18 protein-coding genes are annotated in these 17,429 nt (G+C 69.9%); 6 read left to right on the forward strand and 12 right to left on the reverse strand.

The window, feature by feature from the left end:
- Window positions 1–105: 105 nt before the first annotated feature.
- Window positions 106–1,203, forward strand: a complete 1,098-nt coding sequence (ychF, locus tag IEY21_RS11060; RefSeq protein ID WP_188904375.1) for a redox-regulated ATPase YchF — start codon at window positions 106–108, stop codon at window positions 1,201–1,203.
- A 68-nt stretch (window positions 1,204–1,271) separates the two neighbouring features.
- Here the strand turns inward: ychF and IEY21_RS11065 are convergent, their stop codons facing one another.
- The 5 genes from IEY21_RS11065 to IEY21_RS11085 form a co-directional block, all read right to left on the reverse strand.
- Window positions 1,272–2,393, reverse strand: a complete 1,122-nt coding sequence (locus tag IEY21_RS11065) for an FtsW/RodA/SpoVE family cell cycle protein (RefSeq protein ID WP_188904377.1) — start codon at window positions 2,391–2,393, stop codon at window positions 1,272–1,274.
- Entirely contained in the window at window positions 2,390–3,718 is a 1,329-nt protein-coding gene (gene murD, locus IEY21_RS11070) for a UDP-N-acetylmuramoyl-L-alanine--D-glutamate ligase (RefSeq protein ID WP_188904432.1), read from the reverse strand. The genes IEY21_RS11065 and murD overlap by 4 nt, the downstream gene beginning before the upstream one ends.
- A 108-nt stretch (window positions 3,719–3,826) precedes the next feature.
- The gene (trmFO, locus tag IEY21_RS11075; RefSeq protein ID WP_188904379.1) at window positions 3,827–5,242 is read right to left on the reverse strand and encodes a methylenetetrahydrofolate--tRNA-(uracil(54)-C(5))-methyltransferase (FADH(2)-oxidizing) TrmFO; all 1,416 of its coding nucleotides are present in this window, start codon (window positions 5,240–5,242) and stop codon (window positions 3,827–3,829) included.
- Between the two features lie 65 nt (window positions 5,243–5,307).
- Window positions 5,308–6,075 carry a YdcF family protein gene (locus IEY21_RS11080; RefSeq protein ID WP_229753046.1) on the reverse strand — a complete coding sequence of 256 codons (768 nt, stop codon included), beginning with the start codon at window positions 6,073–6,075 and terminating at the stop codon, window positions 5,308–5,310.
- A gap of 41 nt (window positions 6,076–6,116) precedes the next feature.
- Window positions 6,117–7,268, reverse strand: a complete 1,152-nt coding sequence (locus IEY21_RS11085; protein WP_188904381.1) for a mechanosensitive ion channel family protein — start codon at window positions 7,266–7,268, stop codon at window positions 6,117–6,119.
- Window positions 7,269–7,324: 56 nt separating this feature from the next.
- On the opposite strand from IEY21_RS11085, the gene IEY21_RS11090 reads away from it, so the two are divergent.
- Window positions 7,325–7,945, forward strand: coding sequence for a DUF305 domain-containing protein (locus tag IEY21_RS11090; RefSeq protein ID WP_188904383.1), 621 nt, complete (start codon window positions 7,325–7,327; stop codon window positions 7,943–7,945).
- Between the two features lie 94 nt (window positions 7,946–8,039).
- Here the strand turns inward: IEY21_RS11090 and IEY21_RS11095 are convergent, their stop codons facing one another.
- The 3 genes from IEY21_RS11095 to IEY21_RS11105 are packed head-to-tail and all read right to left on the reverse strand — an operon-like array spanning window position 8,040 to window position 9,656.
- Window positions 8,040–8,345, reverse strand: coding sequence for a hypothetical protein (locus IEY21_RS11095; protein WP_188904385.1), 306 nt, complete (start codon window positions 8,343–8,345; stop codon window positions 8,040–8,042).
- A 46-nt stretch (window positions 8,346–8,391) separates the two neighbouring features.
- A complete protein-coding gene (locus tag IEY21_RS11100) occupies window positions 8,392–8,760 on the reverse strand; it encodes a VOC family protein (RefSeq protein ID WP_188904387.1) in 369 nt (122 codons plus the stop codon).
- Between the two features lie 38 nt (window positions 8,761–8,798).
- Window positions 8,799–9,656, reverse strand: coding sequence for a GNAT family N-acetyltransferase (locus tag IEY21_RS11105; RefSeq protein ID WP_188904389.1), 858 nt, complete (start codon window positions 9,654–9,656; stop codon window positions 8,799–8,801).
- Window positions 9,657–10,036: 380 nt separating this feature from the next.
- Here IEY21_RS11105 and IEY21_RS11110 point away from each other — a divergent pair, with 380 nt between their 5' ends.
- Entirely contained in the window at window positions 10,037–10,633 is a 597-nt protein-coding gene (locus IEY21_RS11110) for a DUF4258 domain-containing protein (RefSeq protein ID WP_188904434.1), read from the forward strand.
- A gap of 36 nt (window positions 10,634–10,669) precedes the next feature.
- Here IEY21_RS11110 and IEY21_RS11115 read toward each other — a convergent pair whose 3' ends face one another.
- Window positions 10,670–10,966, reverse strand: coding sequence for a UBP-type zinc finger domain-containing protein (locus IEY21_RS11115; RefSeq protein WP_188904391.1), 297 nt, complete (start codon window positions 10,964–10,966; stop codon window positions 10,670–10,672).
- A gap of 226 nt (window positions 10,967–11,192) precedes the next feature.
- Between IEY21_RS11115 and IEY21_RS11120 the strand changes: the two genes are divergently transcribed.
- Together IEY21_RS11120 and IEY21_RS11125 are read left to right on the forward strand one after the other, a co-directional pair.
- Window positions 11,193–12,512, forward strand: a complete 1,320-nt coding sequence (locus IEY21_RS11120; protein ID WP_188904393.1) for an MFS transporter — start codon at window positions 11,193–11,195, stop codon at window positions 12,510–12,512.
- A 94-nt stretch (window positions 12,513–12,606) separates the two neighbouring features.
- Complete coding sequence (locus IEY21_RS11125) at window positions 12,607–12,768, forward strand: hypothetical protein (RefSeq protein WP_188904436.1); 162 nt, start codon at window positions 12,607–12,609, stop codon at window positions 12,766–12,768.
- 87 nt (window positions 12,769–12,855) lie between these two features.
- Here IEY21_RS11125 and IEY21_RS11130 read toward each other — a convergent pair whose 3' ends face one another.
- The 3 genes from IEY21_RS11130 to IEY21_RS11140 all read right to left on the reverse strand — a co-directional run bounded on the left by IEY21_RS11130 (window position 12,856) and on the right by IEY21_RS11140 (window position 16,995).
- Complete coding sequence (locus tag IEY21_RS11130) at window positions 12,856–14,604, reverse strand: SLC13 family permease (RefSeq protein ID WP_188904395.1); 1,749 nt, start codon at window positions 14,602–14,604, stop codon at window positions 12,856–12,858.
- A gap of 234 nt (window positions 14,605–14,838) precedes the next feature.
- The gene (locus IEY21_RS11135; RefSeq protein WP_188904397.1) at window positions 14,839–16,011 is read right to left on the reverse strand and encodes a [LysW]-lysine hydrolase; all 1,173 of its coding nucleotides are present in this window, start codon (window positions 16,009–16,011) and stop codon (window positions 14,839–14,841) included.
- Between the two features lie 3 nt (window positions 16,012–16,014).
- Entirely contained in the window at window positions 16,015–16,995 is a 981-nt protein-coding gene (locus tag IEY21_RS11140) for a hypothetical protein (RefSeq protein ID WP_188904399.1), read from the reverse strand.
- Window positions 16,996–17,147: 152 nt separating this feature from the next.
- Between IEY21_RS11140 and IEY21_RS11145 the strand changes: the two genes are divergently transcribed.
- The gene (locus IEY21_RS11145) at window positions 17,148–17,414 is read left to right on the forward strand and encodes a hypothetical protein (protein WP_188904401.1); all 267 of its coding nucleotides are present in this window, start codon (window positions 17,148–17,150) and stop codon (window positions 17,412–17,414) included.
- The last annotated feature ends 15 nt before the right edge of the window (window positions 17,415–17,429 follow it).

A 17,429-nucleotide genomic window follows, 5' to 3' on the forward strand; every position in this document is an offset into this window, starting at 1 on the left:
GAACCGTCGCCCCATCTCCTGGCCCGCTTCCCGTACACTGTCAGGGTTGCCGCGCCGCCCTTCCGTCCTGCGGAAGAGCCGGGCGCAGGCTGAGGAGTGAAGAGTATGGGCCTAGCCATTGGAATTGTCGGACTGCCGAACGTCGGAAAAAGCACGCTGTTCAACGCCATCACGCGCGCCGGAGCGCTGGCGGCGAACTATCCCTTTGCCACCATCGAACCCAATGTGGGCCGCGTGACCGTGCCCGACGAGCGTCTCGCGGCGCTGAGCCGGGTGTTCACCAAGGGTGAGCGGGTGCCGCCCATTATTCCCACCTTCGTGGAATTCGTGGACATCGCGGGTCTGGTCAAGGGAGCCAGTCAGGGCGAGGGGCTGGGCAACCAGTTTCTGGCCAACATTCGTGAGGCGGACGCCATCGCCCATGTCGTGCGCTGCTTCGCCGACGACAACGTGGTGCATGTGGCGGGCACGGTCGACCCCCTGGACGACATCGAGACCATCAACACCGAGCTGATTCTGGCCGACCTCTCGGGCCTGGAAAAGCGCCTGGGCAACCTGCAGAAAAAAGCCAAAGGCGGCGACAAGGAAGCCCGCGAGCACGCCGAGCTGGCCGAACAGATTCTGGCCGTGCTGGGCGAGGGCAAGCCCGCCCGCGCCGGCAGCTATGAGGGCGTGATTCCCAAGGAATTTGGGCTGATCACCACCAAGCCCGTGATCTACGTGGCGAACGTGGGCGAGGACGACCTGACGGCCGACAACGAGTACGTGCGTCAGGTGCGCGAGTACGCCGCGGCCGAGGGCGCCTCGGTGGTCAAGATCAGCGCCCAGATCGAGGGCGAACTCGCCGAGATGCCCGAGGACGAGGCGCGCGAGTTCCTGAGCGACCTCGGGGTCACCGAGAGCGGCCTGGATCAGCTTGTCAAGGTGGGCTACGAGACGCTGGGCCTGATCACCTTCATCACCTCGGGCGAGAAGGAAGTGCGCGCGTGGACCATCCACAAGGGCGAGAAGGCCCCCGAGGCGGCCGGGGCGATCCACAGCGACCTGGAACGCGGCTTTATCCGCGCCGAGGTCATCGAGTGGGACAAGATGGTGGAGGCCGGAGGCTGGGCCGCCGCCAAGAGCAAGGGCTGGGTGCGCACCGAGGGCAAGGAGTATGTGATGAAGGACGGCGACATCATGAACGTGCTGCACAACATGTAAACGGGCCCATAAAGACAGGCTCCCAGACCATCACGGGCTGGGAGCCTGTTCTTTGGCGGTGTGACGGGTCAGTCGGCGGGCAGGGCCACCACGTCGGCCTCGGCCACCGGGGTGGTCTGGGGCAGGTTGCGCCGGACCTCGCGCAGGGCCGAGTGGATGATGCCCAGCGCGATGCTCATGGTGATCATGCTGGAAAATCCGTAGCTCACCAGCGGCAGCGGCACGCCGGTTACCGGGAAGAACCCGGCGGCGACCGCCAGGTTCACGAAGGCCTGCCCCACGATCATGAACATGGCCCCGGTGGCCAGGATGCTCGCGCCGTGGATCTCGGGCGACATGGGCCGGATGCGGGCGGCGAGCTGCGAGGCCTGCAGGGCGGTGGACACGATCAGCCAGTAGCTGAACAGCAGCATGGCGACCCCCAGCAGCCCCGACGTGAAGCCCACCGACGCGACAATCATGTCGGTGTGGGCGGCGAAGTACTGGTAGCGCGGTCCGTCCGGCCCCAGGCCCCACAGCCCGCCGAAGTTCAGGTCACGGTGCGCGAAGCCGATCTGGTCCAGGCCCATCCCCGCCTCGTCGCCGCGCGCTTGGTGGCCCTGCCAGCGCTCCAGGATGTAGGGATGTTTTTCCAGGTAGCTTCCGAAGATGGGAATGGCGACCAGCCCCAGCGCCAGCATAAAGCCGCTGATGTTGCTGATGCGGACCCCGGCGGCGTACATCAGGATGATGCCCAGCCCGAACATCAGCACGCTGCTGCCCAGGTCCGGCTCCATGAAGATCAGCCCGGTGGTGAGCAGGATCATGACGGTGGCGCTGACCAGCTTGTTCTGCACGCCGCGGCGCGAGAAGAAGGACGCGAGCATCATCACCAGCCCCAGCTTGGCCATCTCGGACGGCTGAAAGCGGAACGGCCCGCCGAAATCCAGCCAGCGTTTGGTGCCGCTGCTGGTTTCTGTGCCCACCCCGATGATCAGCACCAGAAACAGCAGCAACAGGGTAAACAACCATACCGGCGGTCCCAGCCGCAGAAAGGTGCGGGGCGGCAGGCGGGCCACTGCAAAGGTAACTCCCAGGGCCAGCAGCGTCTTGAAACCGTGGTCCACGATCAGGTCCGGGCGGGCGGTGGCCACCGCCAGCAGCCCCAAGACCATCAGCAGCACCTGCGCAATAAGCAGTTGCAGGCTCATGCCGTTGCCTCCGGTGCGTTCGGCGGTGCCTGCAGGGCTTCGAGGGCCTCCACCGCCCGCCGAAAACTCTCGCCGCGCTGGGCATAGTCCCGGAACTGGTCGAAGCTGGTACCCACCGGGGCCAGCAGGACCGTGCCCTCCGGCGACCCCTCCAGCACCTGCACGGCCGCCCCCACCGCCCGGCGCATGGTCTCGTCACCGTCCGGTCCCTGCACGGCGGTAAACGGCAGCTCCAGCCCACGGGCCAGCGCCTCGCCGTCCTCGCCGAAGGCGATCACCCGGACCACGCGGCCCCGCGCCGCCTCACGCAGCGGGGCAAGGTCGGCTCCCTTGTCGCGCCCGCCCACCAGCCAGACCACCGGGGGCGTCGAGCGTTCCAGCGCGGCCTGCACGGCAATGGTGCGCGTAGCGATGCTGTCGTTGATAAAGCGTACCCCGCCGCGCCGCGCCACCGTCTCGAAGCGGCCGGCCACCGGCTGCGCCGCACGCAGGGCGTCGGCCAGCACGCTCCGCTGCACCGGGCGGCGCAGCCGGTGCAGCAGCGCCTCGGCGGCGAGCAGCGCGGCGGCGGCATTCGCCGGGTGAATGCCCTCGGGCAGTTCGGCCACCGGCAACACCTCTTCCCCATCCTGCAGGGCCAGCCGCTCCGGCGAGAACCGGCGCACCTCCGCCCGCGTCTGCACGGTCAGGCCTTCAGGCACGATCAGCACGTCCCCGGCCTCCTGCCCCGCCGTGATGTTCAGCTTGGCGGTGTGGTAGGCCGCCTCGGTGCGGTGGCGGTCCAGATGGTCGAGGCCCAGGTTGGTGATGACCGCCACCGGCAGCCGCAGCCCCGGCACCCGCTCCAGCTGAAAGCTCGACAGCTCGGCCACCGCGACCTCGGCGTGATCCACCACGTCCAGCAGCGGCGGGTCTATGTTGCCGCCCTCCAGCGCATTCACGCCGCACGCCCGCAGCAGGTGCGCCGTCAGGACGGTGGTGCCGCCCTTGCCCGCCGTGCCGGTCACGCCGACGAGAGGCAGATCCGGGCGCAGACGGGCGGCCAGCGCGACCTCCCCGATCACCTCCGCCCCGCGTGCCCGCAGCGCCTCCAGATCGGGGTGGTCAATGGGCACGCCGGGCGCGGCCACCACAGTCGCGTACCCTGCGTCCAGATCGCCCCGCGCGAAGCCCAGCTCGGCCATCAGCGCCTCGTCCTCGGGCGAAGGACGGGCGTCGTGCCACCCGGCCCGCCATCCCTCACACGCCAGGAAACGGGCCACGCCGCGCCCACTGCGGCCCAGGCCGTAAATCAACACTTCCGTCTGCTCTCCCCCACCATCCATGCCCACAGCGCTCACTCCCTCACCATAGGGGAAAACGGCGGATGGCGAGCACAGATGGCGGCGTGTTCTGCGGCGACGGCAGACAGTGACCGCTGCCCGCGCCCGGGCTCAGCGCAGCACGGGCTGGGCCTGCGCCTCAGGGGTTTCCTTCTGATGCGGCACGGGGGGTGGGGCCACGCTCAGGCCCGCCTCGTCCCGCGCCCAGTCCATGAAGGCGCTCAGCCCGCGGCGGAACATCACTGGACGTTTCTCACGCTTGCCCAGCTTGCGGACCTTGCCACTCGGCCCCGGCTCCGGCGCGGGCAGCTCGGGGACCAGCGCCCAGTTGACGTTCATGGGCTGGAAATTCTTGGGGTTGGCGCTGGCCAGGTAGCGCACCAGGCCGCCGAGCATAGACTCTTCGGGCGGGGTCAGGGGGGCCTGGCCCAGCGCCAGCCGCGCGGCGTTGGTCCCCGCCAGCCAGCCGGTCCCCGCCGATTCCAGATAGCCCTCGGTGCCCGCGAGCACGCCAGCCACGAATTTCTGCGGGTCCGCCTTCAGGGCCAGCGTGTTCTCCAGCACCTGCGGGGCATTGAGGTAGGTGTTGCGGTGCATCACGCCGTAACGGACGATCTCGGCGTTCTGCAGGCCAGGAATCAGCTGCACCACCGCCTTCTGGTCGCCCCACTTCAGGCTGGTCTGGAAGCCCACCAGGGACCACAGCCGGCCCTCGCGGTCCTCCTGGCGCAGCTGCGCCACCGCGTAGGGCCAGCGCCCGGTGCGCGGGTCGTCCAGCCCCTTGGGCGACATCGGCCCGAAGCGGGGAGTGTCCACGCCCCGGCGGGCGATCTCCTCGATGGGCATGCAGCCCTCGAAGAATTCCAGGTGTTCCCAGTCGTGCGGCGTGTGGCTGCGGGCGTTTTCCAGGGCGCCGAAGAAGGCCAGGTACTCGTCCTTGGTAAAGGGGCAGTTGATGTAATCGGCACTCTGATCGTAGCGCCCGGCCCGCCAGCACACGGTCATGTCGATGCTCTCAAAAGCGATCACCGGGGCGGCGGCGTCATAGAAGCTCAGGCGCTCGGAGCCGGTCACGCGGGCGACATCGGCGGCCAACGCGTCACCCGTCAGCGGGCCGGAGGCGATCACGGCGATGCCCTCCGGCACGGCCTCCACCTCACCGGGCACCACGGTGATCAGGGGATGGCCGCGCACGGCGTCGGTCACGCGCGCGCTGAACTCGTCGCGCTCGACGGCCAGCGCGTTTCCGGCGGGCAGTTTGGAGGCGTCTGCCGCCGTCACGATGGCGCCGCCCACGCTGCGCAGTTCGGCCTGCAGCAGTCCCTTGCTCTGCATCTCGCCCTCGCCGCCCAGCGAATTGCTGCACACCAGCTCGGCAAAACCGCCCGAGCGGTGGGCCGGGGTCATTTTCACGGGCCGCATCTCGTGCAGGCGCACGCGCACGCCGAGGTTCGCGGCGGCCAGCGCGGCCTCGGACCCGGCCAGGCCCGCGCCGATGATGGTGATGGTGGGAGGAGAAGACGTCATCCGGCCAGTCTACGGGAGCCGGGGCACGCGGCGCAGTGCGCGGAGCGGGAATCCACCGGCTTTGCTCAGCGCTCCGGCGTTCCCCCCAGCTCCTCCTTGAGCCGCGAGAGACCCTCGTACAGCACGGCCCTCAGGGCGTACAACCGGTCAGAAGGCAGCGGCAGGGTCGGGTCGTAGCGCGTCTCGGAGGCGGTCGCGCTGATGACCTCCACTCCCTGGGCCTCAAAGATGCCGCGCGCGCGGCGCGAGTGGCTGGGGGTGGTGACGAGCAGCACCCGTGCCCAGCCGCGCGCCGCCGCCAGATCCCGCACGCGGGCGGCCTCGTCGCGCGTGGTGGTGACGTTGTGCAGGGTGACGACCTGCGGGCCGCCCTGCGGATACAGCGCCCGGATGTATTCGCGCTCGATGACGCTCATCTTGGGACAGGTGGCCGAAAAGACATCGGACTGCTCGGAGACCGTGATGGTGGGCGCGTACCCGGCCCGCCACAGCTCCAGGCCGCGCACCAGCCGGGTCAGGCTGCTCGCCTCCAGCGCCCGCGTACCGCACTGCACGCCGCCCCCCAGCACCACGATGGCGTCGGCCCTCTGCGGGGGCTGCGAGACGCTCAGGGCCTGCAGCGGCAGACGCAGCGCGGGCGTGAGCAGGCACAGCGACACGAGCAGAGAGATCAGCCCCGCTCCCACGAACAGCACCCGGCGGCTGGGGGCAAAGGCCCCGGCCAGCCCTGCGGCGCCGATCAGGCCCAGCAGAAGACCCCCGGGGGCGCGCACCTCGCCCAGGAAGGCGGCAAGCACCCCCAGCGCCGCCCCGGTGGCCGCGCCGCCCAGCACCCCGGTCCAGGATGGGCGGTCCCCCGGGCCCCTCCGGCCCCTCAAGGCTCCCCGCGCTCCGGCATGGCCGGACGGCCCAGCGCGGCGGGCAACAGCGCTTCCAGCCCTTTGGCCCCGTCGATGTGCAGTTGCAGGTGGGGAAAGGGGATGTCCATGCCGCTGGCCTGCAGCGCTTCCTTGGCGGCCTCGGTGATCTGCATGGTGACCACCGGATAGGAGGCGATGTTGGCCTCGCTGACCCAGAAACGCATGATCACGTCCACGCTGGAACTGTTCAGTTCGCGGACGAGAACCAGGGGGGCCGGTTCCGGCTCCACCCGGGGATGCTGCGCGAGCACCCCCAGCAGCACACGGCGCACGTCCTCCACCCGCTCCTTGTATTCCACACCGATCAGCACGTTCAGGCGCAGCGGCCCGCCCGCCGAGAGGTTCACCACCACCGCGCCGGCCACCTCCTTGTTGGGAATGCTGACAAATTCGTTGTCGCGGGTGCGGATGCGGGTGGTGCGCAGGGTCAGGCCGCTGACCTGGCCTTCCTGGTCCTTCACGCGGATCCAGTCGCCGATGCGAAAGGGCCGGTCGAGCAGCAGGGTCACGCCGCTGATCAGGTTGGCGAGGATGTCCTGCGCGGCGAAGCCCACCGCCAGTCCCACCACCCCCAGCCCGCCCAGGATGGGCAGCAGGTTCACGCCGAACTGCTGGAAGATCAGGTACAGACCCACCACCGCCCACACCGCCTGAACAACGTTCCTAAGCAGCAGTTCCAGGCTGGCGTCCAGCCCCCAGCGCTCGGTCTGCTGGGACACAAAGCGCTGGATTAGGCCCCAGCCCACGTACAGCAGCAGCAGCAGTGCATAGACCCGGAACACCGCCGGTCCGTACGGAGCCAGCGGCACGAACAGCGCCGAGAGCGAGACAAGCACCAGCATCACCAGGGTCAGGCGCAGGACCGTGCGCAGAATACGGTGGGTCAGGGGCCGGGCGTCGGGGGGGACCATCCGCTTGACCATGCCGTGCAGCAGCCGGGACATTCCCCAGAACACCAGCGAGTAGAGAACCACAAGCGCGAGCGCCACCACCAGCGTTGGGCCGTACTGCAGCGCTGCCTGGACCGCCTCGTTCCAGGCGCCGCGCACGATGCCGGAGATGGTGTCCACACCCAGCAGGCGGGAAGTGTCCACTGCATTTGCCATTGCGGCCAGTCTACGGCGGGGCCAATGCCCGGAGCACGCTTTCTATACTGCCCGCCATGTCCCGCACCGCTTCCGTTCGCAGAAACGTCCTTCTTGCCGCGCTGCTCGCGCTGGTGGCCCTGCTGACGGTTCTGCTGTTCCTTCCCCGTCAGGGGGGAGGCCGGGGCCCCGCCGAAGCCAGCACCGAGGTCCGTTTTGTGCGCGAGATGATCCAGCACCACGCCCAGGCGGTCGACATGGCCACCCGCATCCGCGAGCGCAGCCGGGACGAGGCCGTGCGCACGCTGGCGCTGGACATCATGCTCTCACAGCAGGAGCAGATCGGGCAGATGCGCGGCTGGTTGACGCTGTGGGGCCGGCCCTGGGGTGGGGTGGGCATGGGCGCGCAGCACGCCCTGAGCATGGGCATGGCCTCCCCGGAGCAGGTGGCCGCCCTGGACACCCTGCCGCCCGCCGAGGCCGACGTGGCCTTTTTGCAGCTCATGACCCGCCACCATCAGGGGGCGCTGCAGATGGCCGGGCCCGCCGTGGCCGCGGGCGTGCGCCCCGAGGTGCAGGCGCTGGCCCGCCAGATTCAGGCGGGTCAGGCCGCAGAGGTCAGAACCATGACGGATATGCTGCGGGCGCGGAATGCCGAGCCTCTGCCCCCCCCATCAATGGGCGACATGCAGCACTGAGGAGGGCTGAGCAGGCATGAACAGCACAGGAGGGCGGTGGCCCCATGCCACCGCCCTCCTGTTTTTCGTCATCAGCTCTGTGCTCTGGCCACCTCTACCACTCCTCGTCCAGCACCTCGCTGCGGCCCTCGCGTCTGGCCTTGCGCCGGGCCTCCTTGCCCTGCTTGCGCTTGGGCCGGGGCGGCAGGGCCAGCTCATAGCTGCGCGCCGGGTCGCAGGGAGCCGGGTACTCGCCCAGCGTTTCACCGGGGTCCGCGCTGCGCAGATGGCCGGCGAGGTGCAGGTGGCGCTCGCCGCAGTACGGGCAGTCGTCCACCACCCAGAACATCACGCGCGTGCCCGGCATGTCACGCAGGGTCACGAAGGCGGTGCGCGGGGTGCGGCGGTCCTTTTTGCCCATAGGCACCGAGGCTAGCGCGGCGGCGGCTCCAGATCTGTGGCGTCCCTCAGCGTTCGAACCACGCCGGATCCTTCTGAATCACGCAGAAGCGGTTGCCGTCGGGGCCTGTCAGCACGACATAATCCGCGTCCGGTTCATAGCGCCACTCCACCCGCCGCGCGCCCAGGGCCATCAGGCGGGCCACCTCCGCCGCCTGATCGGCGGCATACAGGTCCAGATGGTGCCGCCGGTGACTGGCCGCCTGGGAAGTCACGCGCTTGAGGGCGAGTTGCACGCCGTGGCCCTCACGGGGCAGAAGTACTGCCCAGTCGGCCTCCGGCGCCTCGCGCGGAACGCAGTCCAGGGCCGCCCGCCAGAAGGCAACCCCGCGCGCCACATCTTCCACTCCCCAGACGATGGAGCCGACCCTCAGCATCCCGCCACCGTTCCCCTGCACCTGCCCGGCACCGGGCGCTACGCCTCCTCTTCTCCGTCCCGCAGGTACGTCACGATGCTGCGGCAGTGGGTAAAGCCCGAGCGGGCGTACAGCGCGCGGGCCGGGCGCATGTGGTCGTGTGCGCGCACCCGCAGGGTCTTGATCTCGGGACGGGTGCGGGCCTCGGCGGCGGCCAGGGCCAGCAGGGCGCGGCCCAGTCCCTGACCGCGCTCGGCGGGGTGAACCGCCAGGTAGGTCACGTCGGCGCGCGCCTGCTCGGCATTGAACTCCAGTTCTGCAAAGGCCACCGGGCGCGCGCCGCGCTGCAAGGCGATCAGGCGCACGTCGTCGTCTGCAAAGTGCGCGTCGTACTGCTCGGGGGTCCAGTCCAGACGGCCAGCCCAGGCGTCCTCGGCGGCGCGGAACAGGGCGCGGTACTCGGCGATGGGCAGGGCATGCACCACCCCACAGTCCGGCGGCACGGCCGCCGCCCGTACCTGGTCCAGCGGCGCGGCGTAAAAGGCCGTGCTGTGCATGGGCGTGAAATCTGCCGCCTCCAGCGCGTCCCGCACAGGCTGGTTGTCGCGGGCGCAGAAGGCGTAAACCGGCAGCCCGTCGGTGTGCCGGGAGGCCTGGGCCAGCAGGGCGCGCAGGTTGCCGCCCTCACCTACCGGTCCCTCCAGCACCAGTCCGTCGCGGAAGGGCGAAAGGGCGCAGTAGGCCTGCACACCGTCCTCGCCCTCATCCACCAGACACACGCTGTCCTCGCATTCGAGTTGCAGTTCGCGCACGTCCCGGGAATCGGGAGCAAAGACCTCGCGCTCGGGGGAATCGTCCATCCAGTGCAGCAGCGCAAGCAGGTCGGGAAGATCGGTGGCCCGCAGGGAACGGATCATGGGGAAAACCTCCAGCTCAGGAGAGGGGCGGCGAGCAGGTAACGCGGTCTGGCCTCGGCTGCCCCCAGCCTAGAAGGTGGCCCGCGCACTGTCTGGTGCGCGCCTTACGCCGCTTCCAGCCCTCTTCGTGCTATGCTCGGCCCATGCCCTGAACAGGGTACGCCGCCTGCCTCCCCACAGACACGAAGCCGTGTTTGAGGGGCCTTTTCCTTTTTTGGGGCCAGGTGACGTTCAGGCCTCCCAGAACAGAAGGAGGGTGGGGAGGCCGGCGGTTTTCGGGAGGTGTTTTCGCCGTGACGAAACAGTCCAGCAAACCACGCGGACCGGACCATGTCCGCCGTGCCAGCCACCGCGACCACTCGCGCCCCACCCAGGAACCCCTGACGGCCCCGCCCCGCCCGGAACTTCAGACCGGCACCGATCTGCTTGCCCTGCGGGCCCAGCTCGCGCGCGCCGAGAAGGCGGCCCGGCGGGCGCCCACCCCGCCTCCCGTCCGCGCGGTGCGCCCGGCCCCGGTCAAACCCCAGCGTGAGGCCGAACTCTCGGGAATCGCCACCGACGACTTCAACGTAGCGCGTGCCCACGCCCGGCTGCGCGAGGCCGTGTACGACGGACGCTACCACCTGTGTCCGCACGCCATCGGCCATGCCCGGGCCGAGGGCTTTCTGGAACACGACATCATGAACGTGCTGCTCTCCGGGCGCGTCCGGGCCGTCTACCCGGAAGACCGGCGCTGGCTGGTCTGCGGGTATTTCGAGGCCTGCGGCGTGGCCCTGCCCCTGCACGTGGTCGTGCAGCACGCCCGCGACGGCCACCTGGATATCGTGACCGCCTTCGTGCCCAAGCACCCGCATCACATCATCAGCCGCGCCCGCCTGGCGGTGATGCTGCGCTACGACGACGAGCGGATCCGCGCCCACACCAGCTCGCCCGGCAGCCGGGCCGGGATGCGGGGCCGGGGACGCTGGAAACGCTGAGCCCTCTTCCCCGGACCCTGCAGACGGCTGGCGTGTTTATTTGCGCCAGCTGCCCAACCACAGGTGCCCCTGATTGGGGTACAACGTGACCTTGTCGACGTAGCAGTACAGCCAGTCCTCGTCCGGCTCGGCGCTCTGCACCAGCGGGTGTTCGGTGGCAAGAAAGTGCGCGCTGGCATGTCTGTTCTTGGATGAGTCACAGCAGCCCACGTGGCCGCACTCCAGGCAGAGGCGCAGATGCACCCAGGAGTCGCCCAGCTTCAGGCATTCCTCACACCCGTGGGCACTGGGGGTAACTTCGCGGATCGAATTGAGGTGGGTGCAGGTGGACATAGGGAGCCTCCTGGCGAGGTCGGACACGAATATGAAGCGTTCCTCAGTGTAGCGCGCCGGGCCTGCACGCGGCCCAGCAGAATGCAGATTCCCGGCAACCGGGACCACTGCCATCCCAGGGGCACTGTCCACACACACAGGCCGTCAGACCTGCCCGCGCCCCCAGCCGGCCTTCATCCGGTAAGCCCGGCACAGTCGGCGGCCCCGGCGGGCGTATGTTGAGCAGGTGTTCGCGCGTGCCCAAGCGTGGCGCACGCGTACCTTCAGCGCGCTGAGCCACCCCCACTACCGCCGTTACTGGTTCTCGCAACTGCTGTCGCTGGTCGGCAGCTGGATGCAGGCCACCGCCCAGCAGTACTTGGTGCTGGAACTCTCGGGCGGCAGCAGCGCGGCGCTGGGCTGGGTCACGGTCGCGCAGTTCACGCCCAGCCTGCTGCTGTCCATGTTCGCCGGGGCCATGGTGGACCGCCTGCCCCGGCGCCGGGTGCTGGTCGCCACCCAGCTCGTGCTGCTGATCACCGGGCTGACGCTGGCGGTCACCACCCATATGGGCGTCGTATCGCTGCCGCTGGTGATGGCCCTGGCCTTCGTCTCGGGCTGTGCCAATGCCTTTGACATGCCCGCCCGCCAGAGCATGGTGGTGGATTTTGTGCCGCGCAGCGCCGTGTCGAACGCGGTGGCCCTCAACAGCCTGTCGTTCAATGTCAGCCGCACACTGGGGCAGGCGCTGTTCGGCGTGGTGGCGGTGCTGGGCATCCGGCTGCTCGCAGGGGGAGACGCGGGCAACATCTCCCGTCTGGCCCTGCCGTTTTACCTGAATGTCACCTCGTTCGCAGCCGTGCTGTACGTGCTCGCCACCCTGCCGTTTCCGGCGCGGGCTGGGGCGCGGCGCGGCCGGGTCCTGGATGACATTGGAGAGGGCCTGCGCTACGTGCGCGGCACCCCCAGCGTGCGCAACGTCATGCTGCTCGTCGGGGCCCTGAGCCTGACCGTGATCAACTTCAATGTGATCATCCCGTACTATGCCCGGGTGGTGTTCGGGGCGCGCGAGGCCACCTTCGGCCTGCTCTCGGCGTCCTTTGGCATCGGGGCGATGGCGGGGGCGCTGTGGCAGGCGAGCAAGCCCAATCCCCTGCGCAACCTGCGCTACGGCGCCGTGATCCTGATCGTATCCAGCGTGGTCCTGGCACTGACCCCCGGGCCGCTGCTCGCCGTACCGGTCTTGGCGGCGTGCGGTTTTGGCATGCTCAGCCTGCTGGTCAGCGCGAACAGCTCCGTGCAGTTGACCATTCCCGACCACCTGCGCGGGCGCGTCATGAGCCTGTATTCCTTTGTGCTCGTCGGCATGGGGCCGCCCGGCGCGCTGCTCGCCAGCCGCCTGATCGACCAGGAGGGCCGCCTGGGCTCGCGCTGGGGCCTGATCACCCTGAGCGTTCTGGGATTGCTCGCCCTGCTCGCGCTGTGGCGCCGACTGCCCCGCCAACTGGTGCCTCCCGAGCCGGCGGAGGGGCCCGAGGTCAAGATCCAGGCGGTTTCCGCCGACTGATCCGGCTTACAGAGGCTGAGGGGGCCACGGGACCGGGGCCCGCGCTGCCCCTCCCATCCGCCTCAGCCCCTGGGCGGACTGTTATGCTGCGTGCATGGTTCCGGACCGACCCTCTGAGCATTCGCACGCGCTGATGACCTGGACGCTGATCGTGATCGGCATCGGCGCGGTCATCGGCATCGGCACCGCCGCCGCGCTGCTGGCGCGCAAGGACAGGCCGCTGCACGACGATCCCGACGCGCCGCTGTTCATCTGACCCGTGTTCATCTGAGTTTCTGCCGCAGGCTGGGGGCAGGCCGAGCGCACCGTCCGGCCTGCCCCCACCTCTGAACCTGTTGCGGTTTCAGAACGGCCAGACACGCGGAATGATCAGCAGAGCCACCACAAAGGTCAGCAGCGTCAGCCCCGAGCCGACGCGCACAAAATCCATGAAGGTGTACCGGCCGGGGCCGTAGACGAGCATGCACGAAGGCTCCAGCGGCGTGATGAACGAATTGCTGGCCGCCACCGTGATGCCAATGATGAAGGGGCGCGGATCGTAGCCCAGGGTCTTGGCCGTGCCGATGGCGAGGGGCAGCATCACCAGCGCCGCCGCCTGGTTGCTCATGGGCTGGGTCAGGGCGACCGTGACCAGGAACAGCGCCGCGAGCAGTCCGTAGGGCCCCAGCGGCTCCAGCACGCCCGAGAGCCCACCGGTCAGGACGCGGGCCGCCCCGGTGGATTCAAAGGCCGTTCCGAAGGCGAGCATGCACGCGACGAGCACGATGATCGGCCACTCGACCGCGCCGTAGGCCTCCTCCGGCGAGATCAGCCGGAAAACCAGACACAGCGCAACGGCAGACACCACCGCGACGGCCAGCGGCACCACCCCGAAGGCCCCCAGGCCCACCGCTCCGACGAACAGCGCCACCGCGAGCGGCGCGCGGCGCGGATCACTCTGCCGGGTGGTCAGGTCGCCCATCACGGCCAGATACTCGCCCAGCGAGGCAATGCGGGCTGCGCCGCCCTGCACGAGCAACACGTCCCCCACCTGCACGCGCAGCCGCCCCAGGCGCTCAAAGTGCCGGGCGCGGCGGTGCAGCGCCAGAACCGAGACCCCGTAGCGTTCGCGGAAGCGGGCCTCCTTGAGGGTGCGGCCCAGCAGCGGCGAGCCGGGCAGCACCACCGCCTCGACCAGCCGCACGTCCCCGTCCTCGCTGGGGACCATCCGCAGCTTCTGCTCGGATTTGCTCACCACGCCCAGGGTGCTCTTGCCCGACAGGATGCGTTCGGTGGGGCCCTCCACCGCCAGCGTGTCGCCTTCCTCCACCACAAACTCGGCGCTGGGAGCGTACAGGGTCTGCGAGCCGCGCCGGACCGCCACCACCGTCAGGCCGTGGTCCCGGCCCAGCCCCGTGCCGCGCAGGGTCTGCCCCACCAGCGGGCTGCCCGGCTGCACCGTCAGGTCGGCCAGATACGCGCGCAGCGACTCCTCCAGCGCAGCGTCCCGGACCGGCAGAAGGCGCGGAGCGATGAAGAACAGGTACAGCAGCCCCACCACCGCTATGGGCAGGCCCACCCAGGCCAGCTCGAAAAAGCCCAGCGGGCGCTGCCCGGCCACCGGCAGCGCCCCGGAGACGACCAGATTGGTGCTGGTGCCAATGATGGTGACGGTGCCGCCCAGAATGCTCGCGAAGGCCAGCGGCATCAGCGCCCGGCTGGCACTGATGCCCGCCCGGCGCGAGACGCCCGCGACCACCGGCAAAAAGACGGCGGTGGTCGCCGTATTGCTTGTAAAGGCGCTGATGCCCGCCACCGTGCCCAGCAGACCGCGCAGCATGGCGCCGGCATTGCGCGCCCGCCGCGCCAGCGTGACCCCGATCCACTCGATGACGCCGGCGCGCAGCAACACGCGGGTCAGGATGAACAGCGAGGCCAGCGTGAGCACCGTGTCGCTGCCAAAGCCGGCAAAGGCCTGCTGGGGCTTGATCAGACCGCTCAGCAGCAGCGCCGCGAGCAGGGCCAGGGCCGTCACGTCTACCGGCAGCCACTCGGTGGCAAACAGCACCAGGGCCACCACAAACAGAATCAGAATCAGCGTGACGGGGTCCACAGCGGGTCACCTGGGGCCGGAAGGGGAAAGAAAGTCCGGCGGCCCACACACCGCACCTTGTCACTGCTGTCCTGGCCGCGCTGGACCTCCTGCCCTCCCGCCAGTGGGCCGTCCTCTCCATCAACGGGTCGGGCGTGGAGGGATCAGATTCTGAAAGTTCGGCAACCTGCCCTCAACCCTCCCGAGTGTGGTGGAGCACCCGCGTTTTCATATGAGAGGCAGCAGAACGCGGGTTTACCCGGAGTTGGGGGTTCGGCCCAGCGTGGCCTTAACGGGCCCCGGTCCGCCCGCCTCTTGTGCCGGGGACCCCGTTCCGTGGCCCAGCGCAAGCCGGGTCAGCGCCCCGGTGAGCACCTGTACGGCGCGGTCATACTCGGCCAGGTCCAGGCGCTCTTCGGGGGTGTGGTCCAGCGAGCTGTCTCCCGGCCCGTAGGCCAGCGTGGGCACCGGCCAGCGCCCGGCCACCACGTTCATGTCACTGGTCCCGGTCTTGACCTTGAACACCGGGGTGCCGCCCCCCGCGCGGATGGCCACCCGCATGGCCCGCGTCAGCGCGTTATCGCGCGGATGGCGCACCGCCGCCTCGTGCCCCACGAACTCCAGGGTCAGTTCGGGCAGGTCGGCGAGCAGCGCTTCCAACGCCCCCTGCGCCCCCTGCGGCGAGAGGTGTGGGGGCAGGCGCAGGCCGAAGGTCCCCGTCGCCCGCTGGATCAGGCCGTCGCCCGCCGCGTGGAGGTCCTGGATGGTCGCCTGCACGGCGTCAAAGACTCCCGGCCCGGCGGCGCTGGCGGCGGCCCAGGTGCGCACCCGGAACCACGCCTCGGTCAGGTCGTCGGCGGCGCTCGTGCCCTCGCCCGCCGTGTGGAAGTTTTCCTTGTGGACCGTGGCCCGCACGACCAGGCGGCCCTTGTAGCCCAGGGTCAGGCCCTCCCAGCCGCTGGGCTCACCGATCAGCACGGCGTCGGGCTGCAGAACCTGCATGATGTGCCGCGCGCCCCGGCTGCTCGGGGCCTCCTCCTCGGTCGCGCCCACGACCACAAAGCGGGCCGCCGCCAGCGCCTCGGGGGGCAGGGCCGCCACCGCCGCCATGAAGGCGCACAGCGGTCCCTTGGCGTCCACACTGCCGCGCCCGTGCAGCACGCCGTGTTCGTCCACGCGCACCGGAATGTCTCCGGGCACGGTGTCCATGTGGCCCAGCAGCGCGACCGTGTAGGCGCCCTTGCCACGCTCGCCCACCGCGTTGCCCGCCTCATCCACGTGGGCCGCAAACCCGTGGGCCGTCATCCAGCCGGTCAGGAAGGCGGCCACCTCTCCCTCGTGACCGGACAGCGAGGGGCACGACACCGCCCCGATCACGAGGTCGCGGGCCGGGCCGCCGGGGAGTGCGCCGGTATGTTGGGACTCCACCGGCTAGTCCTGCGGCGCGCGGGCCATCAGGGACAGCAGCCGACCGATCTCGGCCAGGGCGAGCAGGGCGATGGTTCCCACACCCCCCGCCAGCGCCGTCCACAGAGCCGCCAGCGGCTCGCCGCCCGTGAACTGGAAGAACGCCAGCAGAACGGCCGCGACAAACAGCACCGCTCCCAGGACGCGCAGGCGGCCACTGAAGCCTTCCACCACCGCCGTCTGGCGGGCCAGGGCCGTCTCGCTGGCCACGGCGCTCAGGGCCGTGCCCTCGGCGTGGTCCGGCTGCGCCTCGGCCTCGGCCTCGGTAGCCTCCGGGGCCGGGGGGGTGACCGCTGCGGACGGAGAACCCTGGGGTTCGGCGCGGGAGGACGGCACGCCATCGGGCGCACCTTTGGGCATGGCCGGCGTTCCCTTGCCCAGCGCCACCACCTTGCCGGGGGTGGGCCGGGCCGCCTCGGCGGCGGGCTTACGCACCGGTCCCGGCGAGAAGCTCGAAGAGGAGATCACCACCGGTTGATCGGGGGACCTGCCGTCCTGCACGGCGGGGGCGGGCGCAGGCGGGGTGGACGGATCCGCCTGGGATGAGGTGGCCGGTTCAGGCGGTGCAGCCGGCGCGGACCCGAAGGTCTTGGCGCCGCCCACCGTGGGCGTGGGCGAGGGGGACAGGTCCTTGGCGCGGGCGGTGGCGTCGCGCACCCCCTTGAAGAAGTCCTGCACCTGGGCGACGTCAAAGCCCAGCAGGCTGGCGGTCAGGGCGGTGCCGGCGGGCGTCTCGACGCGCAACAGGCCCTCCTGGTCACTGTGGATGCGGGTCAGGTCACGCAGGGTAACCCGCCGCGTTCCGCCGTCATCCTGATAGACCAGCATGTCGCCGGTCAGCACGAACAGCGCGTCGTCACGCTCAAGAGATGTCAGGGCCTGGGCATGGATTCCACTGGCCTTCAGGGCCGACTGGGCACGTTCACTGGGGGCACGCTCGGTCATGTTCACTCCTCGGGGTCTCAGCATACCGAGTTCGGGCCGTCGGGCGGAGCGGCTGCCCGGCCCGGCCCACCAGGGAGCCCCCACCGGGCAGCCTAAAGGGGACTGTACGCCCCCCTCACCCGGACCCCAGGGCGTAAGGGCACACTGCAGGAATGACCGACTCCTCGAACCGTTACGGCAACGACCCTCTCGGCAAGAGCGTCGAAGAAGTCGAGAACGACAGCGGCAACCGCGTGAACTCTTCGGTGGAAGGCGAGCGGGTGCGCCACGACCACGACGGCGCGGCCGTGCTGCCGACGGTCGTGAATGGAACCACCAGCGGGGTGGTGCCGGCCATCCTCAATTCCGATGAACTGGTCGACGACGGCGGCGCACATGACGACGCACGCCGCCGCAATACCGAGACCAGCGAGACCTGAAACCGCCGGGGTCTG

Source organism: Deinococcus aerophilus, from assembly GCF_014647075.1.
Taxonomy (GTDB): Bacteria; Deinococcota; Deinococci; order Deinococcales; family Deinococcaceae; genus Deinococcus; species Deinococcus aerophilus.